A 25,952-nucleotide genomic window follows, 5' to 3' on the forward strand; every position below is an offset into this window, starting at 1 on the left:
TCAGTGTTCGACCGGTTCCCCCACCGCGAAGGAGCACGAGATGCACACCGATGCCCCGCCCCGTCCGTACGTCGACCGGTACGCGCCCATCACCGACGCCGACCGCCGCGCCTTCGCCGAACAGGGCTATCTCCTGATCCGCGGCGCGCTCGACGAACCCCTGAGGGCCGAGATCGAGAACGCGGTCGACCGCGTCTACGCCGCCGAGGAGCGCGCCGGCCGCCTGTCCCCGCACGGCGCGATGCACACCCTCGGCGCCGTGTTCCGCGACGAGGCGTTCACCGAACTCCTGGACCTCCCCGCCACGTTCCCCCACCTGTGGGGACACCTCGGCTGGAACATCTACGTCCACCACAGCCACATCGACGTCAACCCGCCGGTCCCCGACGACGAACCGCCCGCCTGGCGCTGGCACCAGGACGGCTACCGCCAGAACGCCGACCTCGCCATGGAGCCGCGGCCGATGTTCTCCATCAAGGTCGCCTACGTGCTCAGCGACCTCTCCGAGCCGGGCCGCGGCGGCACGCTCGTCCTCCCGGGCAGCCAGTACAGCAACACCCTCGAACGCACCGAGCCCGGCCCGGACGGCCACTACCCCCGCCCGCCGGGCACCGTCGAGATCTCCGCCCGTCCCGGCGACGCCTTCCTCTTCGACCGCCGCCTCTGGCACTCCCGCTCGCCGAACCTGTCGGCCATCACCCGCAAGATGGTCTTCCTCTGCTACACCTACCGCTGGATCCGCTGGCGCGACGACGTCACGATCAACCGCCACACCCCCTGGTGGAACGGCCTCACCCCGCTGCGCCGGCAGCTACTCGGCGACGGCGACGAAGCCGCCAGCCACTTCGGCTTCACCCTCGAGTCCGGCGTCTGGGACGACGCGATCCCCCTCCGCGCCGCCCTCAAATCCCGCGGCCTCCTCGACCACTCCCAGCACTACCTCCGCTGACCACGTCCCGAAGGCGTCCAAGCTGCCGCCCGCCGCCGCCGCACGCTCCCGCATCCCGAGGATGCCGTGCCCGCCGGCCGACGCGCTGGTCTTCCCGGGCCCCGTTCGGGCCTGCGGGCTCCGGCATCGTGCGCGCCCACCCGCGCGCCGTCCTCGGGTTCTGCCGGAGGACGGCGCGCAGCCGGGTTCAGACGACGACGACGCGGCGCCCGCGCGTGTGACCGGCCCGGCTGTCGATGTGCGCCGCCGCGGCGTCGGCGAGCGTGTACGACTTCTCGACCGGGATGTGGAGCGCGCCCCGCGCGATGAGGTCGACGGCCTCGGCGAGCGCTTCCGGCACGCTTCCGGCCTCGCCGGAGAAGCGGACGCCGAACTCGGGCGCGCCGAGATCGGCGATGGTGATCACCCTCTGCGGGTCCCCGGTCAGCTCGACGAGCTCGCGGAGCACCCCCGAGCCGGCGATATCGAGAGCCGCGTCGACGCGGCCGAGCCGCCGCACCCGCTCGGCCCAGCCCTCGCCGTAGGAGGTGGCGATGGCGCCCAGGCCGCGCAGGTAGTCCTGGTTCGCGGCCCCGGCGGTGCCGATCACCTTGATGCCGCGGTCGCGGGCGATCTGCAGCACCGCCGACCCGACTCCCCCCGAGGCGCCGCTGACCAGGAGCGTCTGCCCGGGCCGCACGCCGACCTGGCGGATGACGCGCAGCGCGGTCTCCACCACGGAGGGGTATCCGGCCGCCTCTTCGAACGGCAGCCCGTCGGGCATCGCGGCCCACGCCGACAGCACGGCGAACTCGGCATAGGTGCTCGCCCCTTCGCCGAACACGCGGTCGCCGATCTCGACCCCTTCGACGCCCACGCCTATCTCGTCCACCACCCCGGAGGCGTCCAGTCCGACCCCGGCGGGCAGCTCGATCGGACGCACCTTCTGGAACTGGCCTTCACGGATCCTCCAGTCGACGGCGTTCACGCCCGCCGCCCGCACGGCGATGCGCACCTGGCCGGGGCCCGCATGGGGCTCCTCGGCGTCCACGAGCCGCAGAACGTCCGGTCCGCCGAACTCGGCGAAGCTCACTTTCTTCATGCCACGGACCGTAACACTAGCGGATACGGTTTCGGAACCGTTGCAGTTTCGTACCTGGTAGCTTTGAGGGATGACCGTGCCGCCCGGACGCCGTGAGCGCAAGAAGGCCGCGACCCGCCAGAAGATCGCCGACGCCGCGCTGCGGCTCTTCCTGGAGCGCGGGTACGACGCGGTGGGCGTCCGTGACGTCGCCGCGGAGGCCGACGTGGCCGTCACCACGCTCTTCTCCCACTTCGCCGCGAAAGAGGCCCTCGTGTTCGAGCGGGACGAAGACTTCGAGCAGCGCCTCGCGCGGGCGGCCACCGGCCGGGCGCCGCACGAGCCGCTCATCCCCGCGCTGCGCGGCGAGATCCACGCCTTGGTGCGGCATTGCACGGCTGAGGGCGCCGCCCCGATCTGGCGCCTGATCGACGAAACGCCCGCCCTGCGGGAGTACGAGGAGTCGATGAGGCTGCGCCACGCGGAGGCGCTGGCGGCGGCCATCGCGGCCGGCCCCGACGCGCCGCCGACCGCGACGGCCTGCCGGACGATCGCGAGGTTCGTGGTCGACGCCTACTCGCTGGCCCGGGAGGCGCCCGACCCGGAGGCCGCGGTGGACGAGATCTTCCGCATGATCGAGGCGGCCTGGGAGGCCGCGATCACGGACTCCGCCCGCACCCCCGCACTGTAGGGAGGGCGGGAACTCGGTTCGTCGGGAGCCGTCCGCGGCCGGTGCGATCGCCGCCCGGCCGTGGAGACGGGCCGCGTCTTCCCGCCTGACACAGGCTGAGGGGGCGCGGTAGCGGTCTGCCCTGACCCAGACCGCTATGCGGTTCGCAGCGTGGCCCGGGTGCCGTCGACCTCGCGGCGGACCCGGTCGGCGACGACGGGGTCGGCGATGTGCCGTCCGATGCTCCACGACGTCCTGGCGACCAGTTGTTCCACGGCGTCGCGGCGTCGTTCGTCCGTCATGGTGTAGTCGGCGAGGTCGCGCACAACGGAAAGGATCGCCGAGACGACGGCCGGCTCGGCGCCGCCGTATCGCAGGATCTGGTCGGTGGACAGGAGCAGCAGTTCGTCCAGGTCGTAGCCGCGCAGATAGAGGGCGGGTCCGTCGTCCCGTGCGAACCGGCCGTACCCGTCGGGGTAGCGAGCCCGTTCGCCGAGCAGGTCGCCCAGCAGGCCGAGCGCGTGGGTGGCCGTCGTGGGGTCGTTGACGCTCGGCGACAAGGCTTTGACGGCCACGTCGGCGAGCTGGCGGTAGGCGTACGCGACGTCCTGGTCCATGGTGCGCTCGTCCCCGATGACGAGCGAGTCCGCGAGCTTGGTTCGCAGGTCTTCCGGCACGTCCCCGTGCCCGTTCCACACGCGTCCGACGACGTGCCCCGGCCGCACCCGGTCGCCCGGTCGCACGTCGATCGCGATGCTGTAGTCGGCTCGCCGCGCGTGCCGGAACAGCTCGTCCATGTCGATGAACTGGACGTACCCGGCCCTCCGGGCCCGTAGCGGAACTCCGGGATCCCGAGGCGCGTCCCCGCGCGTCAACGGAGCCCCCGTGGGGCCGTACACGACCCGCAGCGCCCGCACCCCCGCGTTGCGGACCTCGGACATGACGAGGTCGATCCGCAGCAGCCTGACCAGGTACGCGATGAACGCGATGAGCCCCGCGACGACGGCCAGCGCCAGCAGGAGCGCGACGCCCACGGCGAGCGCGGGTATCCGCGCGGACGGTTCCGGCGGAAGGTTGCGCAGCACGACCAGCGAATAGCCGAAGAGGCCGAAGAAGCCGCCGAGCAGGAGCTGGGTCGAGAAGTCGCTGGTGAACTCGCGCAGGAGCCGCGGCGAGTTGTTCGACGCGAGCTGCAGCACCACCAGGGTCATCGACATCGTCAGGCTGATGACGGTGAGGGAGGAACTGGCGAGCAGGCTCAACATGGACTCGGCCGTGGAGATGTCGCTCGGCCACAGTCCCCGGGCGAGTGCGCCGTGCGGCCGCGAGCGGACCCGCGACAGAAGCTCCGCCGCGACGATCAGCACGGCGGCGACGGCCACGGGGACGGGCCAGAGCCGGCTCCGCATATGGCTGATCACGACCTCGCCCCCGCGCCGAAGCCAGCCGCCCACCGTCCCGAGCATGACAGCCGAGCCTAGCAACGCGCCTGGTCACGGCACGGAATGCGACCGGGAGGCGGCCGGGGCCGCTCGCGACGCCCGGCTTCGCGCGCACCCGTGGGCACGGGTGCGCGCCGGGCGGGCCGTGTCCGATTGCTACAAGACCGCCACCCGGTGCGGTAGCTACGTTGACCTGCATGGACGTCTCTCCAACGCAGGTCATCCGGCCTGGTGACCCTGGGGGTGGCGACGAGCGGATGGGGGCTCGACCGCGCTGTGGAGTCCCGTCCGGCGGCGGCGCAGGGCCGGCCGTGGGGTACTGGCGAGCGGCCGCGGCCCGTCGGTGGCGGCGGACGGCGCCGTGCTCGTCAACACCGGTCGGATGCACGGTGTTGGGGTGAACTCGCAGACCAGGACCGCCTGCCAACGAAGGAGACGACACCGTGAACGCGCATGACCGGGCGGACCGCGACGCTTCCGACCTCACCGAACTGGTCAACGTCGGCCGGGCGGTGGCCCGTCACTTCGAACGCGTCGGCATCACCCGCAGCGCGCAACTGGCGGGCAGGGACCCGATCGAGCTGTTCGAGCAGATGTCAGCGGCATCCGGTGAGGCCCTGGACCCGTGCCTGCTCGACACCGTCATGTCCGCGGTGGACCAGGCCGAGGGGCGTCCCGCCCGGCCGTGGTGGCACTACACGCCAGAACGCAAACGGCTGCTGGCCGCGCCCCGTCCCGCCGGTAGCGAAGGCCCCTAGAGATTCGGCTGTTCGGCCGCGAGGGTGTCAGCGGCGGCGCGGGCCGGCGGGTGCCGGGGCGGTGCTCCTTCTGCCTTGGGTGATCATGCCCCTCCTGCGGGCCGCCACATCGGGTACACCGTTGGGCCACCACGAGGGATGGAGATCTCGCCCTTGACCTGGAAGCCGAAGCGCTCGTAGTAGGGAACGTTGACTTCCGGGGTCTCCAGATAGGCGGGCTCCCCGGCGACGTCGCACCGCGCCAGCCGGGAGTTCAGCAGCAGGCGTCCCAGCCCGGTCCTCTGTGAGTCGGGAGCGGTGCCCAGCTCGGCGAGATACCAGTGCGGCTCGGCCGGGTGCGCTTTCTCGACGGCGCCGAAGACGGAGACGAGCCGGCCGATGTTCCGCCCGGCCAGTCGCAGCACCGTGGGGAACTGGCGGATCTGCGTCGGCGCCGGGGTCCGCCATCGCCCGGGCGGATTCCACAGGGCGCCCGCCTTGACCGTCCCGTCCAGGACGATCACCTCCGTCGCCCCCTGGCCGATGAAGAAGCCCCGCAACTGCATCGCGTAGATCCGCGGCAGGACGCGGCGGCGCCGGTCGTCGTCCGGCTCGATGAACCGGGCGACCGGGTCGTCCTGGAACGCCCGTCCCAGCATCACGGCCAGCTTCGCGATGTCGTCCTCGGTGGCCGTCCGCACCGCCGTCCCCATGGTGCCCCTTCTTCGGTCGAATCCGCGGATGTGGCCGGACGTCCTCGACGGGCCGCGGTGAGCCGCGCCGGTGTTCCGGCCGCACGCCCCGTTCGTGGTCGCCGGTCCAGGGCCTCGCACAGTTACGCTACCCGAGGTTTCGATACTGAAGGTAGCGTAAACGAGGTCGCGGGGGCGTGACCCCGGCCACATCCGGGTCGGCCCTCCTCCATGCCGGGTGCCCCGGCCGGCCCGCAGGATTGGCGAAAGCTTGGACGGCCTTGGCATGCCCCGCGCACGCAGTGTTGATGGTGATTGACCGCAGGTACGTAATGTGCGTACATGCGCGATTTCGAGGACGGGCGATGCCCGCGCTGACCCGACGCGCCCTCGGCCGTCCGTCCTGGGTGGAGCTGAGCAGCCCGGACGCCGCGGCGTCCCGGCACTTCTACTGCGAGCTGTTCGGCTGGTACGCCTACACGCTGACCGTCCCCGGGCAGGGCGACTACCACGTGTTCACGCTCGGTGACGTGGGCGGCCCGGAGGTCGCGGGCATGCGCGCCCTCGCCGACGACACCGAGCCCCCGTCCTGGACCTGCTACTTCCACACCGACGACCTCGCGAGCACCCTCGACACCGTCCGCGCCGAGGGCGGGCAGGAACTGGTGCCGCCGACGGACGTGTCCGACCTCTGGCGGATGGCGCACTGCGCGGACTCCCAGGGCGCCGACTTCGCGCTCTGGACGCCCGGACGGCTCGAGGGCGCGGGCGTCGTCGACGAGCCCCGCGCGATGTGCTGGACGGAGCTGGCCTGCGAGGACCCCGAGGAGGCGGTCCGCTTCTACGGCGAGGTGTTCGGCTGGCGGGCCGTCCACCGCGCCTACTACACCGACTACGTCAACTTCAAGGTCGGCGACTGGTCCGTCGGCGGCCTCGTCGCCCTGAAGGAACTGCGGAGCGCCGGCTACCGGGACCCGCCCGCCCACTGGATCCCGTACATCTGGGTCACCGACTGCGACGCCGCCACGGCCAGGGCCGCCGAACTGGGCGCCCGCGTCCTCCTCCCGCCCACCACCATCCCGCCCGGACGGTTCGCGGTACTGAGCGACCCGACGGGCGCACGCATCGACGTCATCACCCCGGCCCCCGGAAGCATGGCCGAACGCAAGCGGCGTCCCTGACCGGGTGCCCGGCGACCGCCACACCGCTCCCGTGCGGACCACGCCGCCGGAGCGGGCGACCACTTCGTCCGCCGGGCCCAGGCGATGGTGGTGGCATTGCGCACGTTTGGGTCTTTGCCAGGAGGCAACTTCGCCTTGACGAAGCGAGGAGGTCCCTGGATGGAAGCCGTCAATGTGTTCGTCCTCGGTTTGGAAGAGGACAACTTCGACACCCTGCTGGACGTCCCGCACGCCGACCAGTGCCGGTTCCACCCGCTGCTCGACCCGGAGGAACTGCTGCACGGCGAGATCGACATCGCCGCCCTGCTCGACAAGGCGCAGCGGCGACTGGAGGAGTTCGACGGGACGGTCGACGCGATCGTGGGCTACTGGGACTTCCCGGTCAGCGCCATGGTGCCGATCCTGACCAGCCGGTTCGGGCTGCGCGGGCCCGACCTGGAAGCGGTGGTCAAGTGCGAGCACAAGTACTGGAGCCGGCTCGAGCAGCAGAAGGTGACCGACGCGTACCCGCGCTTCGCGCTGCTGGACCTCGAGAACGCCGAGCGGCCGCCGGAGGGCCTGCGCTACCCGATGTGGCTGAAGCCGGTGAAGTCGGTGTCCTCGGAGCTGGCGTTCCATGTGGAGGACGACGCCCAGTTCCGGGACGCGGTCGCGCGGATCCGCGACGGCATCGGCCGGCTCGGCAAGCCCTTCGACCACGTGCTGCGGCTGCTCGACCTGCCGCCGGAGATCGCTGAGGTCGGCGGGGAGGCGTGCCTGGCGGAGGAGGCGATGTCGGGCGCCCGCGCCGCCGTCGAGGGGTACGTCCGCGACGGTGAGATCCACGTCTACGGCCTGCTCGACTCCGTCCCGTATCCCGGCAGGTCCAGCTTCCTGCGCCACCAGTACCCGTCCCGGCTGCCGGCCGAGATGCGGCGCAGGCTGGAGGACGTCTCCACGCGGGTGATCGCGCAGGTCGGGCTGGACGACTCGACGTTCAGCATCGAGTACTTCTGCGACCCGGAGACGGGCGAGGTCGGCCTGCTGGAGATCAACCCGCGCCACTCGCAGTCGCACGCCCGGCTCTTCGAGGAGGTCGACGGCATGCCCAACCACCACTGCATGCTGGGCCTCGCGCTGGGAAGGGATCCGAGCCTGCCGGACCGGAAGGGCCCGTACGCGCTGGCCGCCAAGTGGTACCTGCGGCGCTTCTCCGACGGTGTGGTCCGCGACCGGGCCGGCGCGGAGGAGATCGCGCGGGCCGAGCGGGAGATCGGGGGTGTGAGCATCCATCCCCTGGTGGACGTGGGGCAGCGGCTGTCGGACACGCCGCAGGCGGAGGACAGCTACAGCCACGAACTGGCGCACATCGCCGTGGCGGCGTCCGGCGAGGAGGAGCTCCAGGACAAGTACGACCGGTGCGTCAAGGCGCTGGGGTTCGTCTTCGACGACGGCAGCGGGCCGAACGGGCGATGAGGCGACGGCGCGACCGAGGGAACGAATCGACCTGGGGGACGAGCGATGCGTGAGGTCACCGCACTGCCGTGGGCGGTCAAGGAAGAGGAGCACCTGTGGATCCCGATGTCGGACGGGACCCGCCTGGCGGCCCGGCTCTGGCGCCCCGTCGCGTCCGACGACGAGCCGATGCCGGCGGTCCTGGAGTACATCCCGTACCGCAAGCGCGACCTCACGGCGGTGCGGGACTCGATCCATCACCCCTACATGGCGGGGCACGGCTACGCCTGCATCCGCGTCGACATCCGCGGCACCGGGGAGTCGGAGGGGGTGCTCACCGATGAGTACCTCGACCTGGAGCACCGCGACGCCGAGGAGGTGCTGGCCTGGCTCGCCGACCAGCCGTGGTGCGACGGGCGCACCGGGATGATGGGCATCTCCTGGGGCGGGTTCAACTCCCTCCAGGTGGCGGCCCGCAGGCCGCCGAGCCTGCGGGCCATCGTGATCGCCTCCTTCACCGACGACCGGTACGCCGACGACATGCACTACATGGGCGGCTGCCTGCTGTCGGACAACCTGGCCGAGGCGTCCACGATGTTCGCCCACACCACCTGCCCGCCCGATCCCGCGCTGGTCGGCGAACGCTGGCGGGACATGTGGAAGGAGCGCCTGGAGGGCAGCGGCCTGTGGCTGGAGAACTGGCTCGGCCACCAGCGCCGCGACGGCTACTGGCGGCGCGCGTCGGTCTGCGAGGACTACTCGGCCGTCCAGTGCCCGGTGTTCGCCGTCTGCGGCTGGGCCGACGGCTACTCGAACGCGGTGTTCCGGCTGATGGAGCACCTCGACGTCCCCCGCAAGGGGCTGATCGGCCCGTGGTCGCACCGGTACCCGCACCTGGGCGAGCCGGGCCCGGCCATCGGCTTCCTGCAGGAGGTCGTGCGCTGGTGGGACCGGTGGCTGAAGGACGAGGACAACGGCGTGATGGACGAGCCGATGCTGCGCACCTGGATGCAGGACAGCGTGCCGCCGTCCACCTCCTACGAGGAGCGTCCCGGCCGCTGGGTCGGGGAGCCGTCGTGGCCCTCGCCGCACGTCCGGCGCGACGCGCTGCCGCTGGCCCCGCACCGGATCGTCCGTCCGGCGGAGGAGGCGCCCGAGGAGGAGCTGACGATCCAGTCGCCGCTGTCGGTGGGGCAGTTCGCCGGCAAGTGGTGCTCCTACAGCGCGCCGCCCGACCTGCCCTACGACCAGCGGGAGGAGGACGGCGGCTCGCTCGTCTTCGACACCGACGTGCTGACCGAACGCTGCGAGATCCTCGGCGGCCCCGTCGTGGAACTCGACGTGGCCGCCTCGGAACCGGTCGCCATGGTCGCCGCCCGGCTCTCCGACGTGGCGCCGGACGGCCGCGCCACCCGCGTCACCTACGGGCTGCTCAACCTCACGCACCGGGACGGCGACGACGACCCCGAGCCCCTGGAGCCCGGCCGCCGCTACCGGGTGCGCGTCCGCCTCAACGGCGTCGCCCAGGCGTTCCCGCCGGGCCACCGCATCCGGCTGTCGCTGTCCAGCTCGTACTGGCCGCTGGCCTGGCCGCCGCCGCGCCAGGCCCGGCTCTCGGTGTTCACCGGCGGCAGCCGGCTGATCCTCCCGGTGCGTCCGGTGGCCGAGTCCGACGAGGTGTCGATGCGGCCCTTCGGCGAGGCGGAAGGCGCGCCGCCGCTGCGCACCGAGCAGGTGAGCCCGGGCGACCAGCAGTGGCGGGTCACGCGAGACCTGGTCGGCTACGAGTCGGCGCTGGAGGTCGTCAAGGACGGGGGCGTCCAGCGGTTCGACTCCATCGACCTGGACGTCGGCCGGCGCGTCGACCAGCGGTACAGCTGGGTGGCGGACGACTTCACGTCCGCCGGCGGCGAAGTCGTGTCGACCATGACGTTCCACCGCGGGGACTGGGAGGCGCGGACGGTCACCCGCACGGTCCTGACCTGCACCGAGGACGACTTCCACGTCCACGCGCAGCTCGACGGCTACGAGAACGACCGCCGCATCCACTCGGACAACTGGAACCTCCGCATCCCGCGCGACCACGTGTAGGAGGCGGGCGCGCGAGCGGATCCTTGGGCGGAATCTGACACGGATCTCCGTGCGAGACCGCGTTCGTCGGGTAGGGGCGGAATCGTTCCCCTGACGGGCCGACCGGGGGTACGACGGCCCAGCGGGGTCGGCAAGGAGATCGCCAAGACGTCCTGACATGACGGGCCGGACGCTCGCGGAGGGTCGGGCGAGGTCGCCGAACCGCTCGGCCCGCCCCGGCTGCGGCCGAGGGGGACCCGGGGGTGGCGGGTCCCGGCTGCTTCGGGCTCACGATGAGCCTGGTCGCCGCCTGCCTGGCCCACCAATGCCCATGACTTTCCGGAAGGTGAGAGCAATGCCCTTCGGCACCCGGCCGACCGCGACGCCAAGACGCAGCGCCGACGTACTGGCACGAGCCCACGGTGCCTTCAACATCGTCGGCGGTGCCTGGCCGCTCGTGAGCATGCGGACCTTCGAGTGGGTCTTCGGCTCCAAGCAGGACAAATGGCTGGAACGAACCGTCGCGGGGCTGCTGGTGTCCGCCGGGTGGTCGCAAACGCGAGCGTCGGCCTCCCCCGCCGGGCGCGCACACGCCCGCCGCACCGGCCTGGGCACGGCGACGACCCTCCTGGCCATCGACCTCTTCTACGTTCCTCGCGGCACGCTCCGCTGGACGTATCTCCTGGACGCCGCTATGGAGACGGCATGGATCGTCGCCTGGTGCCGCACCGATGCCGGGAGCGCCGGGCGGCGAACGCGCGAGCGGACGCCGTCGCGGCGAGGAATTCGAGGGCGGAGGCGGTATTCGCGCCGGGCACCCTAATCCGGCGGTACCGGCGGGCGGGCCATGTGCCGAGCACTGCGCACCGGTCGGTGTCTTCCCGCGCCGCGACACGGGCGTCGAGGGGGTGATCGGCGGGCCGCTCACCTCCCGTTCGTCTCCCTGGAACGTGTTCAGGACTCGGTGAAGTCGTCGCGTGTGAGGTTCTTGTCGGCCATCTTGTCCTCGAGTTCGGCGCCGAGCTCGTTACGGACGTCCGGGCGCCGCGCGGGCTCTTGGTCCGGGTCCCGGTCAGGGTTGCCGCCCGGCTTCATCACGACCTGGTCGGTGTCCTCACTCTTGGGGCTGTTCTCTTCCGGCGTGGTCATCGCCGTCCTCCTCGTTGTCGTTCTCGCGTGGGTCGAGCGTGCGGCCGAGCTCGGTGACGGCCGCCTCGGCCGTCCGGGCGGCGCCGGAGTCCAGTCCCGTTCTCGGTCTGGGCCGCCTCCCCGAGCCTGCGGTTTCCTTGAACGGGCGCGGGCCTCTCGGCCCGGCAGATCCGTCCACTACCCGTCGATCCCAAGAGCAATCAGCTCGTCCCGTGGCCGGTGCCAGGCGGGAAGCGGGCCGGGACGGCGGCGGGGGAGGGGGATTCCGGTGCCGCGAGGCCGGTCATGGTTCGTCGCGGGAGCCGAGGTCGGGCGGGGGGATTCGGTCGACGGGCGCGTCCATGACCGGCCGCAGCTTCTCGAAGCGCTGCTCGGCCGCCGTGGCGTCGGGAAGGTCCAGGATCGAGGCGATCACCGCCCAGTCCAGCCCGGCCCGCCGTGCGGTGTCGAGCAGTTCGACCTCGAGACGGTCCATGTCCATGCGGGCGGCTTGGAGTACCACCAACGCCGCGCTCAAGTCCATCGCGCTGCGGCCGGTGTCGGCGGGGACGGCCGCCTTCGGGGACGGGGGGCGGCGGGCACCGGCGTTGGCGAGCACCATGCGGACGGCGTCGAGGTCGGGCAGCGGAAGCCGGTGGGCCTCCCACAGGACGGCGCGGACCGCGCGCGCGTAGCGGCGGGTCAGGTGGGCGCGCGCGGCCTGGACCGTCCGGGACGAGGGCGGGAGGAGCGGGACGCCCGGAAGCGAGTGCGGGCGGTTCGGGGGATTGCTCACGCCTGCCGCCCGCCTCCCGGACGGCCCCCGGCGGGGCGGGCGCCGGGCGGTGACGGTGTTCGCCGCCGTAGCGGCGTCTGGCCGTCGGGTCGGGCCTCGGTGATGTGCAGGCGGGTGTGCAGGCCGGTGACGTGCAGGACGCGCTGCACTCGGCGCCGGGGATGGTGCAGGAGGAGCCGGCGGCCGCGGCCGGTGAGGAGCCGGTGGGCCCACACCAGCACGGCCAGGCCGCTGGAGTCGATGTGGGTCAGGTCCGACAGCTCCAGCAGCAGCCGGTGCGGATCGTGTTCGGCCAGCAGGACCGCCATGTCGTCGCGCAGCCGGTCGGCGGTGGACAGGTCGAGTTCGCCGCGCAGCCGCAGCGTCGTGGTCGAGCCGTCATGCCGGACGGCGACCTGCAGAGGCGCCGGTGCGTCGCCGTGCGGGGCGGGATCGCGGGCCGGCGGGGCGTCGTGGCGGTCGGGTCGCGGCATCAGGGGCCTCCAAGGAGCGGTGCGAGAACTCCAGGGGCCGGGCGGGGTCAGGGACCGGACCGTGGTGAAGCGGAACGTGCGGTCGTGTGGGCCTGGGGCGTCGGGGCGGACGGAGGTCGGTCGGGAGCAGTCGTGTGCGGCCGGATGCGCCGGGCTCTGGCAGGACGGCAGGACGGTGCGGCAGACGTGAAAAGAGGCTGGGTCAGGTGGTGTCGCCGAGGATCTCGGCGGCCAGGTCGGCGACTCGGCGCCGGCTGTCGCGGGCCTGTTTGCGCAGGATGTTGAACGCGGTGACGGCGTCCAGGTCGTGGGTCGCCATCAGGTAGCCGATGGCGCGTTCGATGATGACCCGGTAGTCCAGGGCGTACTGGAGCTGAGCCGCCGTGACGCTGTGCTCGTGGGCCGCCAGCGAAGCCGACATCACCTCTTCGATCAGGCCGGCGTAGGCGCGCAGGGCCTGCAGGTCCGAGTCGTCCCATTCGGCGGGTTCGGAGCGGTAGACGTTGAGCGTGCCCACGGGGCTGCCGCTCAGCAGGAGCGGTACCCCGGCCACCGCCCGCACCCGAGAGTCCAGCAGTTCGGCCAGCCGGGGCCAGCGGTCGTCGGAATGCACGTCCTTGGTGGTGACCGGGCGCGCGTAGACGTAGGTGTCATGGCAGGGGCCTTGGTCGGTGGACGCCTGGGCCTCCTCCAACGCCCGTCCGGCCTCGTCGGAGGCCGCCACGTACACCAGCCGGCCTTCCTGGTCGACGAGCATGATCCCGGCGCCGTCATGGCCGAACAGCCGGTCCACCGCCCCGACCACCTGCTGCAGCACGCGTGCCACATCGGGCTCCCGGCGGTCCTGGCGGAGCCGCTGGAGGCTCGCGTTCAACGCTTCGGTGTCGATGTGCATCACGTTCCCCCGGCGGTGGATTGCCGTCGACCGGCCGCGGCCGGTCCATGACCGCGCCGGGACAGGACGGTCAGCAACTCGGCCATCGCCTCGGCGAGGTCCTGCCCCACGGCGATCTGGTGGCTGGTCCACTCGCACGGCGTGCACCGGTAGAGGTTCAGCGCCCCGATGGGCCGGTGGTCCAGGCGTATCGGAACCGACAGCACCGACCGCACCGGTGCCGCCCGGTCCGCCAGCCGCGCATATCCCGCGTCCCGGTCGCTCAGGTCGGGCACGGCGATGGGGTGGTCGGACGCCACCGACTCGTGCGCGGGCCCGGTTCGCTCGAGTTGCTGGACGTACTCCAGTTCCAGCCCCTCGGAGGTGGAACCTCCCACCGCGCGCAGGTGTCCTCGTTCGTCGCTGAGCATCAACGCCGCCCCGTCGACCCGCGAGATGACCGCCATCGAGCGCAATGCCCGGAAAAGGCGGCCCGCAGCCGGGGAGCCGACACGCTCGGTGCCGGGATCGGGTCCGTGCGAGGACATGACGCAGGCGTCACGCGGGTCCGTCAAGATTCGTCACCTCAGACAGTTCGAGTCGACGGATCCGCGGACACACGGCGGAATCACGCCACCGACCCTACCAACGCGAGGTCCCCGCCGACCAGTACGCCCGCCGCGGCGACCGCGGAGCCGCCGGCCCGGGCTCGCCGATCGCCCGGCGGACGACCCGTGCTGCCACCAGGTCGCCCGGCACATGCGGCAGCGACGGTTTGGCATGCCACCGATCGACACCCCGCCGGATCTGGGTCTCCACGAACGTGATCCTCGCGACCGCCACATCGACCACGACCTGGCCCGCCCCCGCCACCGGATCCGGCGCCTCACCCGGCACCAGCACCTCCGGCCCCCCGAACCGCATCATACGAACCACCCGCATTCCGACCGCCCCTCTCCCTTGCACCACCTGCACTCCGAGCATGCAACCTCGACCACACTTGAGATCAACTTCGCGGAAGCATCGCCCAGCACGGAAACGGTTTGTCTCCAGCGGCCCCGGCCACCGTCGGAAGAACCCGGTGTTCGCCCTGACGCGGACCGCCGCGCCCATCGCGTCCGGCGTGCAGTACGGCCGGTGGCTCACACGCCACGGACCAGCTCTACGTGGTGAACGCGGTGACCGTTGAGGGCCACCGTCCGGCCTCGGGCGATCGTCCAGGTCCCGTCCCGTCCACCTGCTGCGCAATGCCTTCCGCTACGCGGCCGCCGGGACCGGGACGCAAGGCGCTCAAGTTGATCTACACGGCGTCGAACCAGGAAGCGGCAGAGGAACCCGGGACGGTCCACGCCATCGACCACCGATGGCGCGTTCTGTCCGCATAGGGGCATGTAATGCCCGCCGGCGAGGTGGCCGACCGGATCTAACGTCGAGGTGATCGACCCGAACTCCCCGAAAAAGGTGTCAACATGTCCCGCCTTCCGCAGATTCAGCCTGAGAACGCGACCGGAAAGGCCGCCGACCTTCTCGCCGCCGTGCAAAAGGCGCTGGGGGTCACCCCGAACATGACCAAGGTAATGGCTAACAGCCCCGCCGTGCTCAAGGGCTACCTGGAATTCTCGGGAGCGCTGGCGGGCGGCGCGCTCAGCGCGGCGACCCGTGAGCGCATCGCGCTGCTCGTCGCCGAGGAGAACGGCTGCGACTACTGCCTGTCCGCGCACACCTACATCGGCACGAACATCGCCGGGCTCGACCGGGACGAGACCGAGCGGAACCGGCACGCCGAGTCCGCCGACCCCAAGGCCGCCGCCGTGCTGGCTCTGGCCGCCGCCCTGCTCCGCACCCGGGGCGGCGTCGCCGACGCCGACCTCAAGGCCGCCCACGAGGCCGGCCTGACCGACGGCGAGATCACCGAGGTCGTCGCCGGAGTGGCGCTCAACGTGTTCACCAACTACCTGAACAAGGCCGCCGACACCGACATCGACTGGCCCGTCGTCCGACACCACCGGCACTGACCACGACGGAGGGCCTCGCCGTCCGGGCGGGGCCCCTTCTCCCTAGGAGCGACCATGAGCGGTTCCAAGGTTCTCGCGATCTCCGGCAGTCTCCGCGCCGACTCGCACAACACCGCCCTGCTGCGCGCAGCGCAGAAGTTCACCACCGGTCTGGACATCGAGATCTATGACGGTCTGCGCGACATCCCGGCCTACGACCAAGACCTCGACACCCCGCACGACCGTCCGGCCGCGGTCACCGATCTGCGCGAGCGGATCACCGCGGTGGACGGCCTGCTGATCGCCACCCCGGAGTTCAACTACTCCATCCCCGGCACGCTCAAGAACGCCATCGACTGGGCCAGCACCGACTGGACGGGGAACGAGGGCCTTCCGCTGCTGCACAAGCCGGTCGCGATCATGGGTGCCGCGCCCACCCAGTTCGGCTCGGTCCGCGCCCAGCTCGCCCTCCGCCAGGTCTTCGTCTGGACCGAGAGCGACATCGTGGTCAAGCCCGAAGTGATCGCCTTCCGCTCCCACGAACGATTCGACCCCGACGGCAACCTGGTCGACGAGACCACCATCGACCTGCTGCAGGGCCTCCTCCAGGCCCTGACCACCAAAATCAACAACCGTTCCTGAGACGTCTCCGCACAGCACCGGCACCATTCCGAAGCGCGTCACGGAGGCGCTTCGGAATGGTGCCGGAGCTCGACCGCCCGCTTTCTGTGCGGCCACGGCCGCCGGGCGGACGGCGGGCCCTCTGACCGCGCCCCGTTCCGGACGGTCGTGGACGGCTCAGCGGGCCGCGCGCAGTTCGGCGTTCTGCCGTTCCAACTCGGCGATCCGCTCCTGGAGGGAGGCCACGGTGCGCTCGACGGCGTCGAGGGGGACGAGCCTGGGAATGTGCTGGCGGCAGTTCCAGTCGAAGGCCTCGACTTCGATCAGGACGGCGCGTTCCACCTTGGCGCGATAGTGCGGGACGGTCAGCTCGGCGAGCAGCGCGGGGTCGCCGGTCGCCCGCGCCCGACCCATGATCTTCATCCGCACCTGGTGGGCGTAGTCCATGAGGAAGAGCGCGACCCTGTTCTCGTGGTCGAGGTTTCCGAGGGTGATGTACTGCCGGTTGCCGCGGAAGTCGGCGAAGCCGAGCGTCCGGTCGTCCAAGGCCTTCAGGAACCCGGGCGGCCCGCCGCGGTGCTGGACGTAGGGCCATCCGGTCTCCCCGACGCTGGCCAGGTAGAAGCTGTCGCGCTCGTGGACGAACTCCCGCTCGGCCTCGCCGAGCCGGTCGGCGACCACGGGACCGTCGAGCAGCGGCCGGTAGGCCCGCGCGCTGCCGTGCTCCCGCTGATGGCGCTGGACGCCCGGGGTGAACGCGAGCTGCGCGAATCGGCTGGTCATCGCTGGTCCTCTCTTCGCGGGCCGAAGGGCGTGCGCTCGGTCGCGTGGGTGGGTCGGTCGGCGGTCTCAATCTAGGAACCGCGTCCCTTGCGGCACAGTGACCGAACACGCCACCGGCAGGTCCAGACCCGCCACGATCCCGGCGGTCGGCTCGCCTGCCGTACCCGTTCCGCTGACCCGGCCCTCAGCGGCCCGACCGGCGCCAGGTCCAGCACGACGTGGGACGGGTTCCGGACCGTTGTCCGCGGCGGCCGGACCGCGGACGGCGGGCCGTCGAGCAGGCGCGGAACCGCGGTCACCGCAGGGGGCGTGGCGCTGCGGCAGGGCTGAGAATGGAGGCGGCGATCGCGTCCGCGTCCCGGTGGAATGGGCTGTCCTTGCCGGGACGGCCGGAGCCGACCTGCGTGAACCAGCGGGCTCCGTCCGTGACGACGCCGAGGGCGTGGACATCGGGGTCGGGGCGGCCGTCTGCGTGCAGCACGTGGTAGGGGGCGGATGTGGTGGCCAGACCGCCGGTGGCGAAGCGGCGGCCGGTCGTCGGGTCGATGGTGACGTGCTCGCTGATCATGCCGCCCGCCGGCAGCCGCCTGATCAACGGCGCCGTGTCGCGGTGCAGGACGGTGCCGGGCGTCCGGGCCTCGACCAGCGTGTCGGCGGGCCGTTCCGAATTTGCCGGAGAACAGAGGAGGCCGGGTCGGCGAGGCCCGGGCACCGCGCCGAAGCCTCCCGCTCGATCAACGGCTCTATGTCCGCGGCGAAGTCCAATTGTGGCGTGCCCCGTTCCGCGACGGCCGCGTCGCGGGCGCGGTGGAGGCGCTCCTCGGTCAGGATCGTGGGACGCAGCAGCGCCTCCGACGACGGGGGAACCGCCGGGCGCGCCAGGAACGGCAGTCCGGTCCTCGACCCGGCCACCAGTCGTGGCTCCAGCCCGCTGGGAACGTACCGCAGAGCGCCGCCGGGCCCGTCCACGAACCGCCCGCCCCGCCCCAGCGTCATCGACCTGACGAGGTCGTAGAACGTCAGCCCCAGACCGCGCACCGCCACCAGGCCGCCGGGTGGGATGTCCTCCAAGGCCATCTCGGCGGCGAGGCCGGGGCCGAAGTACCTCGTGCCGGGGTGCCGGGCGGCGTGTGCCCCGAGATGCGCTTCCTCGCGGGTCGGCTCGAGACGCGGATGGCCGGTGGCGATCACCGCCTTGTCCACGGGCACCTCGCGGCTCCCCGCGGTGACCCACAGTCGGCCCGTCGCCGCGCGGGCCAGCTTCGTGACCTCCGCCAGGACGGGTCTGACATGGACGCCGTGCGGGGCCCTCGCGCACAGATCGTCGAAGGCCGCCGCCAGGTAACGGCCGTAGAGGCGGCGAGACGGGTACTGACCGGGTTCGAGCCCGGCCCAGTCGACCAGGGAGTGCGGACGGTCGCCGTCTCCCACCGTCAGGAAGCTGTCGGGCGAGTGGATGGCCACCTCGGAGGCAGAGGTGTTCGCGGCCGGCCAGGGTGGCTGGCCGGTGCGCCAGATCCGTCCCGCACCGTGCTCGACGCGCTCGAACGCCCAGATGGTGACGGTCCCGTCCGGCGGGGTGCTTCGCAGCCTGATCAGCAGCCTCTCCAGGACGGACAGGCCCCGCGGGCCGAGACCGATCAGCGCAATGCTCAAGTCCCTCATCCTGCCCCGGCGGTACCCCGCGCAGAGCCGTCCGAACTCGGCCGGCGGCCGGGGCGAGTCTCACCGGGGCAGCCAAGGTCCACCTCGCCGACCGTGTCGCCGCCCAGCCGGAGCCGGGGGAGGCGTCGGTCACACGGGGCGGTTACGGGTGCTCCGCCAGATCGTCGCCCCCTGCGGGCCCGCCGCCCGGACCGTGCGGCGTCTGGCGGAGGTCTTCGGTCGGCTTCCCGGGTGTTCGCTCACCGTGGCCCGCGTCAGCGAGAACGGGGGCGGCCGCGTGGTCGCTGCGGGTCCGCCCGTCGAATGAGCCGTACATCATGGCTTCCTCGGGCTCAGCCCAGCGACGTGATGAGGTCCCGGCAGGCTTGCTCGCAGCGCCGACACGCGTCCGCGCACACACGGCAGTGGTCGTGGTGATCGGCGTGCCTCCCGCATTCGTCCGCGCAGGCCTTGCACGTCTGTGCGCACGCCTCCAGCAGCGCCCGCGTGATGTTGGCGTCGTATCCGGTGTGGCGGGACAGCACCCGCCCGGTGGTCTCGCAGAGGTCCGCGCAGTCCAGGTTCGTCCGGATGCACTTTCTCAGTTCCGAGACCTGGTCTTCCGACAAGCACGCGTCGGCGCATGCCGTGCAGGCGTGTGCGCAGGCCAGGCATTCTTCGATGCAGCGCGCCAGTTTCTCGCGGTCCACCCCGCCCAGGTCGGCCGGGTAGGTCTCCAGCATCTGCTTCACCGGTGCGGTCACGATCTTCCTTCCGTTTCGTCTTGATGTGGACGGCCGCGGCAGAACGCCGCTGCGCGTCGATCTGCGTGTCCCGGCCGGTCACGGTGGCGGCCGCGTCGGGTCAGTGCCCGCCGCGGCCGGTGAGGCGATCGCGGGCCCGGTCGACCAGCCCGGCTCCGGGGTTCAGCAGCTTGTTCAGCGGCGGCTTGTCCGGCGCCGCCGGGTGCGGGCGGGTCGGCGCGATCTTCTTGGCGGACTGCACCTGATCTCCCAGCTTCTGCAGCTCCTCAGGACCCGCATGCTCGGCGAGAGCGGGGAACAGGGTGCCCTCCTCGTCCTGGACGTGCGCGGAGACGTCATCGATGAGGCGGTGCACCAACGTGGTGAAGGAGGCCTGGGCGGTGTCGACGGTCTCCAGCTCCTTCAGGACCCGCTCGACCTCGGCGTGGTCGGAGATCTCCTTCTCGGCGATCTGGTCCCCGCCGGAACGAATCGGCGGACCGCCGGATACAGGTACATCTCCTCGGCGACCGCGTGCCGCACCAGCTCGATCGTGACATCGTCGAGGATCCGCCGCCGCTGCTCCGGGTCGGCCTCGGTCGTCAGTTCCTCGAACATGTCCTCGACCTCACGATGATCGTGGGTCAGAACCTCGATCACGTCCCGCCGGCCCTCTGCCATGACCGCCTCCATGCTTTCGGGGGAGCGCCTTGCCATCACGTGCCGGAAGGCCACCGCCTGCCCTGCAAGCCCCGCAGCGCCTCTATCGACCTGGGGCGATCCGAGGAGATTCCAGCGCCCCGTCACGAAGTGACAGGACGCGCGACCTGGGGTGATCTTCCAGCACGCGCTGTGCTACCCCCAGGCGATGTCCGTACACATGACCGCTCCGGCACAGGCGCACCCATCGGCGTCGCCCCGCCGCGCCCCGGCAAGGTCACCCGGCGACCGGTGCCGTCCGCCGGACGGCGCTCACCCGGCGGCCGCCGCGTCTTCAGGCCGGGTCGGCGTCACCGGCTCCGTGCGGGGTCACCGGCGGGCGGGGACGACGGTGCTCGCGCGATGCGTTCCCATGTGCTCGTGCTGCCGGTGAGGAGCGGCCCTCGGGGGACGCGCCGACGACGGTCGGCGGCGCGCCGGGCGGGATCAGCCGTGCCCGCGGTCCGGAGCGGAACCCGTGCTCGACGCCTCTCTGTCGAGGTGCGGGTAGTGGAGGTCGAAGGCGGGGCGCTCGGAGCGGATCTGGGGGATGGCGTTGAAGTTGTGGCGTGGTGGCGGGCAGGAGGTGGCCCATTCGAGCGAGTTGCCGTAGCCCCACGGGTCGTCGGTGCCGACGTCGCGGCCCTTGCGGGCGGTGCGCCAGATGTTGAGCAGGAACGGGAACGTCGACAGGCCCAGCAGGGCCGCGCCGCAGGACGACACCAGGTTCAGGGTGGAGAACTGGTCGGGGTAGTCGGCGTAGCGGCGCGGCATGCCGTTGGCGCCGAGCCAGTGCTGGACGAGGAAGGTGGTGTGGAACCCGATGAACAGCATCCAGAAGTGGATCTTGTTCAGCCGGTCGTCGAGCATCCTTCCGGTGAACTTGGGCCACCAAAAGGAGAACCCGGCGAACATCGCGAACACCACCGTGCCGAACAGGACGTAGTGGAAGTGCGCGACGACGAAGTAGGAGTCGTGCGCGTGGAAGTCCAGCGGCGGGGAGGCGAGGATGACGCCGGTCAGGCCGCCGAACAGGAACGTCACCAGGAATCCGACGGCCCACAGCATCGGCGCGGCCATGACGATCTCGCCGCGCCACATGGTGCCGACCCAGTTGAAGAACTTGATGCCGGTCGGGATCGCGATCAGGAACGACAGGAAGGAGAAGAACGGAAGCAGCACCGCGCCGGTGGTGAACATGTGGTGCGCCCACACGGTCATCGACAGGCCGGTGATGACGATGCTGGCGAAGACCATGCCGACGTACCCGAACAGCGGCTTGCGGGAGAACACGGGGATGACCTCGGTGACGATGCCGAAGAACGGCAGCGCCACGATGTAGACCTCGGGATGCCCGAAGAACCAGAACAGGTGCTGCCACATGAGGGCGCCGTTGTGGGACGGGTCGTAGATGTGGGTGTCGAAGGCCCGGTCCGCGAACAGGGCGGCGAGGGCCGCGGCGATGACGGGGAACGCCAGGACGACCAGGACGGACGTGAACAGCACGTTCCAGGTGAAGATCGGCATCCGGAACATCGTCATCCCGGGGGCGCGCATGCCCATGATCGTGGTGAGGAAGTTGACCGCGCCCAGGATCGTGCCGACACCGGACATGATCAGCCCGAGCGCCCACATGTGCCCGCCGTACCCCGGGGAGCGGACCTCGTTCGACAGCGGCGGGTAGCCGGTCCAGCCGAAGCTCGCGGCGCCGTCGGACGTCAGGAACCCGGCGATCGCCACCAGGGCGCCGAAGAAGAACAGCCAGAAGCTCAGCGCGTTCGTCCGCGGGAACGCCACGTCCGGCGCGCCGATCTGCAACGGCATGATGACGTTGGCGAACCCGGCGAACAGCGGGGTCGCGAAGAAGAACATCATGATCGTGCCGTGCATGGTGAACAGCTGGTTGTACTGGTGGTTGCTCACCACCTGCAGCCCCGGCTCGGCCAGCTCCCCGCGCATCACCAGCGCCAGGATCCCGGCGAAGGAGAAGAACGTGAACGACGCGGCAAGGTACATGTAGCCGATCTTTTTGTGATCGGTGGTGCTCAACCAGTCCGCCAGGATCTTGCCGCGCGACGTCCGGGCCGGCGGGGCCACCGAACTCGCCGGGCCGGACGGGGTTCGCACATCGCTCATCGTCACTCCTGAAACGCGGGCATGATCGGCGGATATCGGGTCAGCATGTCGGCGAGGAACCGGAGGCTGCGGGCGTCGGCGGCTCCCCTGCCGGGCGGGCATCGGGAGGGACGGCGGACGCCGCGCCGGATCGCAGGGCCCCCGCCCCCCGGCACGGCGGGTCGATGGACAGCACCACCCACGCCATGAGGAAGACGGCCACGGCCACCGCCACGGCGACGATGACGACCGCCGCACGGGGAGGCCGCCAGGCCACCGGCGGATCGCCCGGGGGCGTGAACGTGGTGAGACGGTGGGCGAGCAGCGGATCCTCCCGCTCCAGACGGGTGTCAATGCGCCGCAGCAGTACCTGCTCCCGCCGTGACAACCTCATGGACGCCCACCCACCGAATCCCGCGACACCCGTGCCGCCGACCGCACTCACCGGCTGCTCTGCCCCGCTGATCAGCGACCACACCCGGTCCGGCCGGGCCATGACGCGACCTTGAACCGCTCCGCACTTTCGAGCATCGGCGGGCCCCGCCGGGGGCCGCCGGTCACGCGGACCGTCCGCCCTGGGGCACGGGCCCGACGTCGGCGTGGCGCCCCGGACGCACGGCGGCATGGCGCCGCCCCGGGCCGGGCCCCGAGCGGGCGGCCAGCGCGTCGGCGACCAGCCCGGTCGCGTACGCGTAGACGGCCTTGTGCAGCAGGTCCACCGCGAGCTCCCGCCGGGGCCAGGTCTGCGGCGGGGCGCCCACGCCGGTGGCGTTCTCGAAAATCTGGTCGGCGGTCAGCCGCACCACGGCGAACTTCGCCGACGACCAGGGCCCGCGCAGCCCGGCGTGCGCCATGACCGAGCGCAGCACGCCCAGCCCGGCCGCCTGCCCGACGTGCATGGCCCGGTTCGCCGCCGTGGGCCGGCGCCCCGCCGGATCGCGCATGCCCGTCAGCCGTCGCATCGTCCGTCCCGGGACGTGCGAGTCGGGACGGCCCGTGAACCACTGCTCGACGCGCTCGCCCGCGGTCATCACCGCGACCCCGGCCGTCCCGGCGACCAGCCCCTCGCCCAGAATCCGATGCAGCATGCGAGCTCAGATACCCGGAGACGGCGCCTTACTCATCCCGGAGCCGGCCACCCCACAGGCCGTCCGGTTCTGCACGCCCGGCCAGTCGGGACGTCAGGCGCTCCTTCGCCGCAGTGGCGAACAGGCCCCGTCGGCGAAGACGACGAGTGCGGGACGCGGATGGCCGGTAAAGCTAGGGGGCGACGATGGGGGGCGGCGGGGTCCAGCGGGTGGTGGCCGCGACGCCGTGGTCGGCCTTGAGTTCTTCGGGGATGGCGTAGTGCATGACCCGGCCTCGGGTGAGGGACGTCAGTTCCAGGTGGGCGACCAGGCGCCCGAGCCGGTCGGAGGCCTGTGCCGCCCATGGGCCGCGGTCCTCGAACCGCTCGATGACGCCGAGCAGGGCGGGGGCGATCTTGACGACGTCGTCCCAGCGAGAGCGGGGCACCTGCAGCCAGTCGGCGGCGGTGTCACCGATCAGGAAGCGGATCAGGGCCGGCACGACGGGGTCGAGCAAGGTGCCCGGAACGACCTGTTCGTACAGGTCGATCAGCTGGCGGGTGAGGTGCGCGCCCTCGTCCGAGGGGCCCATGTGGCGCAGCATGTAGCGGTCGGAGAACTCGCGGGCGGCTTGGAGGTCGGGCGGGATGGTGGCGGGGTCGCAGCCCAGAATCGCGCCGACCACGCGCCAGGCGTAGTAGTAGGCGTCGGCGCCTTGCCGGGTGATGTGAATGCCGAGGCGGTGCAGGGCGTCCAGGACCTGGATGCTGAACATCATCAGTCCGCCGAGCATGTCCTCCTGGCAGATGGCCACGGGCTCGGGCCAGCGGCCGGACTCCCGCAGGTGGCGGCGGATGGAGGCGTGCAGCAGGCGGACTTTCTGGGCGGCCGGAAGGAAGCGGCCGCCGGCCTCGAACGCGTCCGGTTGCATGAGGTAGACGGTGAACTGCCCGGTTTCTGCCATGCGGCGCGAGGGGTAGTCCAGCGAGTGGGTCGCCGATAGCAGTCTCGCCACGTGAGGGACCAAGTAGCAGGCGGGCATGGACGCGAACGACAGGGCGGTGGAGATGTGCACGTCGTTGTCGATGAAGAACCGCCGGGCCTCCTCCATCACCGTCCAGTCGACCCAGTCGGGTGCGGTCGCGGTGGCGTTCAGATAGTCGCGGGCGGGCTCGGGCAGCCCGTCGGGAAGGGGCTGCCCGGTGGTGGTGAACCAGCGCATCAGCGTGTTGAACCGGGCCACGTGGCCGCCGGTGAACAGCGCTTCCACGGTCGTGTCGGCCGGCTCGTCGCCTTGGAGCCGCAACCCGTCCATGAAGGCGTCGTCATAGCGAGCGGGGGCGTCAGGCATCTGCGGTCACCTCGTCGATCAGGCCGGTCAGGGCGTGGGCGGGTTCGGGCGCCAGCCGGACGCGGGCCAGCGCCGTCCGCGCGGCGGCGGCGCGTTCGTCGATCATCTGCCGGACCTGGTCGGCGGCTCCGGAACGGCGCATGATCTGCCTGATCCGGTCGGCTTCGGCGGGGCCGACCGCGGCGCGCAGTAGTTCTCGCAATTCATCGCGGTCCGGTTGGCCGGCGCGTTCCAGGGTGAGGGCCAGCAGAGCGGTGGGCTTGCGGCCCGCCAGGTCGTCCAGGGCGGACTTGCCGGTGACGGCGGGGTCGCCGAAAACGCCCCACAGATCGTCGCGGAGCTGGAACGCCTCACCCAGCGGGCGCGTGTAGCCGGCCAGCGCGTCCAGCATCGCCGGTGCGGCGCCGCCGAGGACCGCGCCGATCCGCAATGGCCATTCCACGGTGTAGGAGCCGGTCTTGAACCGGACGATCCGCAGCGACCGCCGCACGTCGGCGGGGCCGTCGGTGCTCAGCAGCTCGAGGCATTCACCGGCGATCAGTTCCCGGCCCATGGCCGTCCACAGCGTCATGGCCCGGGCGACGAACGCGCGTGGCAGCCCGGAGGTGTGGAACAGGTGACCGGCCCAGCTCAGCAGCAGGTCGCCGACCATGATGGCGAGGCCGTCTCCGAGCCGCCGGTGGGCCGTTGCGCGGCCGCGCCGCAGGGGGCTCCGGTCGATGATGTCGTCGTGGACGATCGCCGCCGCGTGCACGAGCTCCAGCGCCGCCGCGGCCCGCACGATGGACTCGGCGTCGGGTTGCCCGCTCGCCCGCCAGCCCCAGTAGCAGAACGCGGGGCGGACGCGTTTGCCGCCGGCCACCGACAGGCGCACCTGATCGGCGACCGGCGCCAGGGCCGCGTCCAGCGCCAGCAATGCGGCGGCCTCTTCGTCGAGGAACTCCTCCAGCGCTCGGTCGATCCGGCCCCGAAGGTCATTCATCGGATTCGTCGACCCGTCGGTCGCCGCGATCGCGCACCTGCCGGGCCAGAACTTCCATGTGAGCCTCGGCCACCGGCGCGCGCCGGCCCCACGCCAGCTCGCCCCGGGCGCGCAGCTCCTGACGAACCTCGTTCAGTCCGGGGAGACGCCGCAGCACGCTCCGCGCCCCGTCCAGCACTGCGTCGGCCGCACCGGCCGCCAGGTACATCACCTCATCGCGCGGTTTGGGGGTTTCATCACGATGCATCAGCACTCACCGTTCTGTAGGCGACACCGACAGTAGTAACACGAGCGAATGGGGTTCGTCCTCGAAAGCTCGATCGGGACTGCCGACTGCCTCGGGATCTCCACACCACCGGCCTGGTCGCCGCGGCCCTGACCGCCGCGGCCGGCTGGCACGACCCGCTGCCGTTGGACGGCGCGGCCGACGCCCGCGCCCCGCCCCCG

Annotated in this window: 28 protein-coding genes and 1 pseudogene; 9 read left to right on the plus strand and 20 right to left on the minus strand. The window is 71.6% G+C overall.

What is annotated here, in order from left to right; genetic code table 11:
• Positions 1-40 precede the first annotated feature (40 nt).
• Positions 41-949, plus strand: coding sequence for a phytanoyl-CoA dioxygenase family protein (locus tag ACFQ11_RS17085; protein WP_378299597.1), 909 nt, complete (start codon positions 41-43; stop codon positions 947-949).
• A gap of 187 nt (positions 950-1,136) precedes the next feature.
• Here ACFQ11_RS17085 and ACFQ11_RS17090 read toward each other — a convergent pair whose 3' ends face one another.
• The gene (locus ACFQ11_RS17090; protein WP_378299599.1) at positions 1,137-2,030 is read right to left on the minus strand and encodes an NADP-dependent oxidoreductase; all 894 of its coding nucleotides are present in this window, start codon (positions 2,028-2,030) and stop codon (positions 1,137-1,139) included.
• Positions 2,031-2,100: 70 nt separating this feature from the next.
• On the opposite strand from ACFQ11_RS17090, the gene ACFQ11_RS17095 reads away from it, so the two are divergent.
• Positions 2,101-2,700, plus strand: a complete 600-nt coding sequence (locus ACFQ11_RS17095; protein ID WP_378299601.1) for a TetR/AcrR family transcriptional regulator — start codon at positions 2,101-2,103, stop codon at positions 2,698-2,700.
• A gap of 134 nt (positions 2,701-2,834) precedes the next feature.
• On the opposite strand, the gene ACFQ11_RS17100 is transcribed toward ACFQ11_RS17095, so the two are convergent.
• Positions 2,835-4,145 carry a DUF2254 family protein gene (locus tag ACFQ11_RS17100; RefSeq protein WP_378299603.1) on the minus strand — a complete coding sequence of 437 codons (1,311 nt, stop codon included), beginning with the start codon at positions 4,143-4,145 and terminating at the stop codon, positions 2,835-2,837.
• Positions 4,146-4,564: 419 nt separating this feature from the next.
• Between ACFQ11_RS17100 and ACFQ11_RS17105 the strand changes: the two genes are divergently transcribed.
• Entirely contained in the window at positions 4,565-4,879 is a 315-nt protein-coding gene (locus ACFQ11_RS17105; RefSeq protein WP_378299605.1) for a helix-hairpin-helix domain-containing protein, read from the plus strand.
• Positions 4,880-4,962: 83 nt separating this feature from the next.
• On the opposite strand, the gene ACFQ11_RS17110 is transcribed toward ACFQ11_RS17105, so the two are convergent.
• Positions 4,963-5,571: a GNAT family N-acetyltransferase gene (locus tag ACFQ11_RS17110; RefSeq protein ID WP_378299607.1), complete on the minus strand. Its 609-nt coding sequence runs from the start codon at positions 5,569-5,571 to the stop codon at positions 4,963-4,965.
• A gap of 344 nt (positions 5,572-5,915) precedes the next feature.
• Between ACFQ11_RS17110 and ACFQ11_RS17115 the strand changes: the two genes are divergently transcribed.
• The 4 genes from ACFQ11_RS17115 to ACFQ11_RS17130 all read left to right on the plus strand — a co-directional run bounded on the left by ACFQ11_RS17115 (position 5,916) and on the right by ACFQ11_RS17130 (position 11,058).
• A complete protein-coding gene (locus ACFQ11_RS17115; protein WP_378299609.1) occupies positions 5,916-6,731 on the plus strand; it encodes a VOC family protein in 816 nt (271 codons plus the stop codon).
• Between the two features lie 159 nt (positions 6,732-6,890).
• Positions 6,891-8,186, plus strand: a complete 1,296-nt coding sequence (locus ACFQ11_RS17120) for an ATP-grasp domain-containing protein (RefSeq protein WP_378299611.1) — start codon at positions 6,891-6,893, stop codon at positions 8,184-8,186.
• A gap of 45 nt (positions 8,187-8,231) precedes the next feature.
• On the plus strand, positions 8,232-10,256 hold the full coding sequence (locus ACFQ11_RS17125; RefSeq protein WP_378299613.1) for a CocE/NonD family hydrolase: 2,025 nt from the start codon (positions 8,232-8,234) through the stop codon (positions 10,254-10,256).
• A gap of 334 nt (positions 10,257-10,590) precedes the next feature.
• A complete protein-coding gene (locus tag ACFQ11_RS17130) occupies positions 10,591-11,058 on the plus strand; it encodes a hypothetical protein (protein WP_378299615.1) in 468 nt (155 codons plus the stop codon).
• Between the two features lie 131 nt (positions 11,059-11,189).
• On the opposite strand, the gene ACFQ11_RS17135 is transcribed toward ACFQ11_RS17130, so the two are convergent.
• From ACFQ11_RS17135 to ACFQ11_RS17160, 6 genes are all read right to left on the minus strand, one after another.
• Entirely contained in the window at positions 11,190-11,384 is a 195-nt protein-coding gene (locus tag ACFQ11_RS17135) for a hypothetical protein (RefSeq protein WP_378299617.1), read from the minus strand.
• Between the two features lie 283 nt (positions 11,385-11,667).
• The gene (locus ACFQ11_RS17140) at positions 11,668-12,159 is read right to left on the minus strand and encodes a hypothetical protein (RefSeq protein ID WP_378299619.1); all 492 of its coding nucleotides are present in this window, start codon (positions 12,157-12,159) and stop codon (positions 11,668-11,670) included.
• A complete protein-coding gene (locus ACFQ11_RS17145; RefSeq protein WP_378299621.1) occupies positions 12,156-12,632 on the minus strand; it encodes an STAS domain-containing protein in 477 nt (158 codons plus the stop codon). Before ACFQ11_RS17145 ends, ACFQ11_RS17140 begins: the two co-directional genes overlap by 4 nt.
• A gap of 202 nt (positions 12,633-12,834) precedes the next feature.
• Positions 12,835-13,527, minus strand: a complete 693-nt coding sequence (locus ACFQ11_RS17150) for an ANTAR domain-containing protein (RefSeq protein ID WP_378299623.1) — start codon at positions 13,525-13,527, stop codon at positions 12,835-12,837.
• On the minus strand, positions 13,527-14,054 hold the full coding sequence (locus ACFQ11_RS17155) for a GAF domain-containing protein (RefSeq protein WP_378299689.1): 528 nt from the start codon (positions 14,052-14,054) through the stop codon (positions 13,527-13,529). The genes ACFQ11_RS17150 and ACFQ11_RS17155 overlap by 1 nt, the downstream gene beginning before the upstream one ends.
• 94 nt (positions 14,055-14,148) lie before the next feature.
• A complete protein-coding gene (locus tag ACFQ11_RS17160) occupies positions 14,149-14,448 on the minus strand; it encodes an MDR/zinc-dependent alcohol dehydrogenase-like family protein (protein ID WP_378299625.1) in 300 nt (99 codons plus the stop codon).
• A 635-nt stretch (positions 14,449-15,083) separates the two neighbouring features.
• Between ACFQ11_RS17160 and ACFQ11_RS17165 the strand changes: the two genes are divergently transcribed.
• Both ACFQ11_RS17165 and ACFQ11_RS17170 read left to right on the plus strand, forming a co-directional pair.
• A complete protein-coding gene (locus tag ACFQ11_RS17165; protein ID WP_378299627.1) occupies positions 15,084-15,521 on the plus strand; it encodes a carboxymuconolactone decarboxylase family protein in 438 nt (145 codons plus the stop codon).
• Between the two features lie 54 nt (positions 15,522-15,575).
• Positions 15,576-16,142 (plus strand): NADPH-dependent FMN reductase, encoded by a 567-nt coding sequence (locus ACFQ11_RS17170; RefSeq protein ID WP_378299629.1) that lies wholly within the window; start codon positions 15,576-15,578, stop codon positions 16,140-16,142.
• A gap of 156 nt (positions 16,143-16,298) precedes the next feature.
• Here the strand turns inward: ACFQ11_RS17170 and ACFQ11_RS17175 are convergent, their stop codons facing one another.
• From ACFQ11_RS17175 to ACFQ11_RS17225, 11 genes and pseudogenes are all read right to left on the minus strand, one after another.
• Positions 16,299-16,904 (minus strand): pyridoxamine 5'-phosphate oxidase family protein, encoded by a 606-nt coding sequence (locus tag ACFQ11_RS17175; RefSeq protein ID WP_378299631.1) that lies wholly within the window; start codon positions 16,902-16,904, stop codon positions 16,299-16,301.
• A 295-nt stretch (positions 16,905-17,199) separates the two neighbouring features.
• Positions 17,200-17,499, minus strand: coding sequence for a hypothetical protein (locus ACFQ11_RS17180; protein WP_378299633.1), 300 nt, complete (start codon positions 17,497-17,499; stop codon positions 17,200-17,202).
• The gene (locus ACFQ11_RS17185; protein ID WP_378299635.1) at positions 17,496-18,560 is read right to left on the minus strand and encodes an FAD/NAD(P)-binding protein; all 1,065 of its coding nucleotides are present in this window, start codon (positions 18,558-18,560) and stop codon (positions 17,496-17,498) included. The genes ACFQ11_RS17180 and ACFQ11_RS17185 overlap by 4 nt, the downstream gene beginning before the upstream one ends.
• 341 nt (positions 18,561-18,901) lie before the next feature.
• Positions 18,902-19,291, minus strand: coding sequence for a four-helix bundle copper-binding protein (locus ACFQ11_RS17190; protein WP_378299691.1), 390 nt, complete (start codon positions 19,289-19,291; stop codon positions 18,902-18,904).
• Between the two features lie 121 nt (positions 19,292-19,412).
• A pseudogene (locus ACFQ11_RS17195) lies at positions 19,413-20,008 on the minus strand (hemerythrin domain-containing protein).
• A gap of 429 nt (positions 20,009-20,437) precedes the next feature.
• Positions 20,438-22,126: an aa3-type cytochrome oxidase subunit I gene (ctaD, locus tag ACFQ11_RS17200; protein ID WP_378299637.1), complete on the minus strand. Its 1,689-nt coding sequence runs from the start codon at positions 22,124-22,126 to the stop codon at positions 20,438-20,440.
• Between the two features lie 40 nt (positions 22,127-22,166).
• On the minus strand, positions 22,167-22,499 hold the full coding sequence (locus ACFQ11_RS17205) for a DUF3040 domain-containing protein (protein ID WP_378299639.1): 333 nt from the start codon (positions 22,497-22,499) through the stop codon (positions 22,167-22,169).
• A gap of 163 nt (positions 22,500-22,662) precedes the next feature.
• Complete coding sequence (locus ACFQ11_RS17210) at positions 22,663-23,193, minus strand: hypothetical protein (protein ID WP_378299641.1); 531 nt, start codon at positions 23,191-23,193, stop codon at positions 22,663-22,665.
• A gap of 172 nt (positions 23,194-23,365) precedes the next feature.
• Complete coding sequence (locus tag ACFQ11_RS17215) at positions 23,366-24,523, minus strand: oxygenase MpaB family protein (RefSeq protein WP_378299643.1); 1,158 nt, start codon at positions 24,521-24,523, stop codon at positions 23,366-23,368.
• The gene (locus ACFQ11_RS17220; protein ID WP_378299645.1) at positions 24,516-25,505 is read right to left on the minus strand and encodes a polyprenyl synthetase family protein; all 990 of its coding nucleotides are present in this window, start codon (positions 25,503-25,505) and stop codon (positions 24,516-24,518) included. Before ACFQ11_RS17220 ends, ACFQ11_RS17215 begins: the two co-directional genes overlap by 8 nt.
• The gene (locus ACFQ11_RS17225; protein ID WP_378299647.1) at positions 25,498-25,758 is read right to left on the minus strand and encodes a hypothetical protein; all 261 of its coding nucleotides are present in this window, start codon (positions 25,756-25,758) and stop codon (positions 25,498-25,500) included. Before ACFQ11_RS17225 ends, ACFQ11_RS17220 begins: the two co-directional genes overlap by 8 nt.
• Positions 25,759-25,952 lie beyond the last annotated feature (194 nt).

Origin of the sequence: Actinomadura sediminis (assembly GCF_042675525.1) — a bacterium.
GTDB classification, from domain to species: domain Bacteria; phylum Actinomycetota; class Actinomycetes; order Streptosporangiales; family Streptosporangiaceae; genus Spirillospora; species Spirillospora sediminis.

What these genes read in the sequence shown, in the direction of transcription:
- ACFQ11_RS17085 (WP_378299597.1), top strand. Translation starts at nt 41, where the DNA reads ATGCACACCGATGCCCCGCCCCGTCCGTACGTCGACCGGTACGCGCCC.
- ACFQ11_RS17090 (WP_378299599.1), bottom strand. Translation starts at nt 2,030, where the DNA reads ATGAAGAAAGTGAGCTTCGCCGAGTTCGGCGGACCGGACGTTCTGCGG.
- ACFQ11_RS17095 (WP_378299601.1), top strand. Translation starts at nt 2,101, where the DNA reads ATGACCGTGCCGCCCGGACGCCGTGAGCGCAAGAAGGCCGCGACCCGC.
- ACFQ11_RS17100 (WP_378299603.1), bottom strand. Translation starts at nt 4,145, where the DNA reads ATGCTCGGGACGGTGGGCGGCTGGCTTCGGCGCGGGGGCGAGGTCGTG.
- ACFQ11_RS17110 (WP_378299607.1), bottom strand. Translation starts at nt 5,571, where the DNA reads ATGGGGACGGCGGTGCGGACGGCCACCGAGGACGACATCGCGAAGCTG.
- ACFQ11_RS17115 (WP_378299609.1), top strand. Translation starts at nt 5,916, where the DNA reads ATGCCCGCGCTGACCCGACGCGCCCTCGGCCGTCCGTCCTGGGTGGAG.
- ACFQ11_RS17120 (WP_378299611.1), top strand. Translation starts at nt 6,891, where the DNA reads ATGGAAGCCGTCAATGTGTTCGTCCTCGGTTTGGAAGAGGACAACTTC.
- ACFQ11_RS17125 (WP_378299613.1), top strand. Translation starts at nt 8,232, where the DNA reads ATGCGTGAGGTCACCGCACTGCCGTGGGCGGTCAAGGAAGAGGAGCAC.
- ACFQ11_RS17130 (WP_378299615.1), top strand. Translation starts at nt 10,591, where the DNA reads ATGCCCTTCGGCACCCGGCCGACCGCGACGCCAAGACGCAGCGCCGAC.
- ACFQ11_RS17135 (WP_378299617.1), bottom strand. Translation starts at nt 11,384, where the DNA reads ATGACCACGCCGGAAGAGAACAGCCCCAAGAGTGAGGACACCGACCAG.
- ACFQ11_RS17145 (WP_378299621.1), bottom strand. Translation starts at nt 12,632, where the DNA reads ATGCCGCGACCCGACCGCCACGACGCCCCGCCGGCCCGCGATCCCGCC.
- ACFQ11_RS17150 (WP_378299623.1), bottom strand. Translation starts at nt 13,527, where the DNA reads ATGCACATCGACACCGAAGCGTTGAACGCGAGCCTCCAGCGGCTCCGC.
- ACFQ11_RS17155 (WP_378299689.1), bottom strand. Translation starts at nt 14,054, where the DNA reads ATGTCCTCGCACGGACCCGATCCCGGCACCGAGCGTGTCGGCTCCCCG.
- ACFQ11_RS17160 (WP_378299625.1), bottom strand. Translation starts at nt 14,448, where the DNA reads ATGCGGGTGGTTCGTATGATGCGGTTCGGGGGGCCGGAGGTGCTGGTG.
- ACFQ11_RS17165 (WP_378299627.1), top strand. Translation starts at nt 15,084, where the DNA reads ATGGCTAACAGCCCCGCCGTGCTCAAGGGCTACCTGGAATTCTCGGGA.
- ACFQ11_RS17170 (WP_378299629.1), top strand. Translation starts at nt 15,576, where the DNA reads ATGAGCGGTTCCAAGGTTCTCGCGATCTCCGGCAGTCTCCGCGCCGAC.
- ACFQ11_RS17175 (WP_378299631.1), bottom strand. Translation starts at nt 16,904, where the DNA reads ATGACCAGCCGATTCGCGCAGCTCGCGTTCACCCCGGGCGTCCAGCGC.
- ACFQ11_RS17190 (WP_378299691.1), bottom strand. Translation starts at nt 19,291, where the DNA reads ATGCTGGAGACCTACCCGGCCGACCTGGGCGGGGTGGACCGCGAGAAA.
- ctaD (WP_378299637.1), bottom strand. Translation starts at nt 22,126, where the DNA reads ATGAGCGATGTGCGAACCCCGTCCGGCCCGGCGAGTTCGGTGGCCCCG.
- ACFQ11_RS17205 (WP_378299639.1), bottom strand. Translation starts at nt 22,499, where the DNA reads ATGAGGTTGTCACGGCGGGAGCAGGTACTGCTGCGGCGCATTGACACC.
- ACFQ11_RS17210 (WP_378299641.1), bottom strand. Translation starts at nt 23,193, where the DNA reads ATGCTGCATCGGATTCTGGGCGAGGGGCTGGTCGCCGGGACGGCCGGG.
- ACFQ11_RS17215 (WP_378299643.1), bottom strand. Translation starts at nt 24,523, where the DNA reads ATGCCTGACGCCCCCGCTCGCTATGACGACGCCTTCATGGACGGGTTG.
- ACFQ11_RS17220 (WP_378299645.1), bottom strand. Translation starts at nt 25,505, where the DNA reads ATGAATGACCTTCGGGGCCGGATCGACCGAGCGCTGGAGGAGTTCCTC.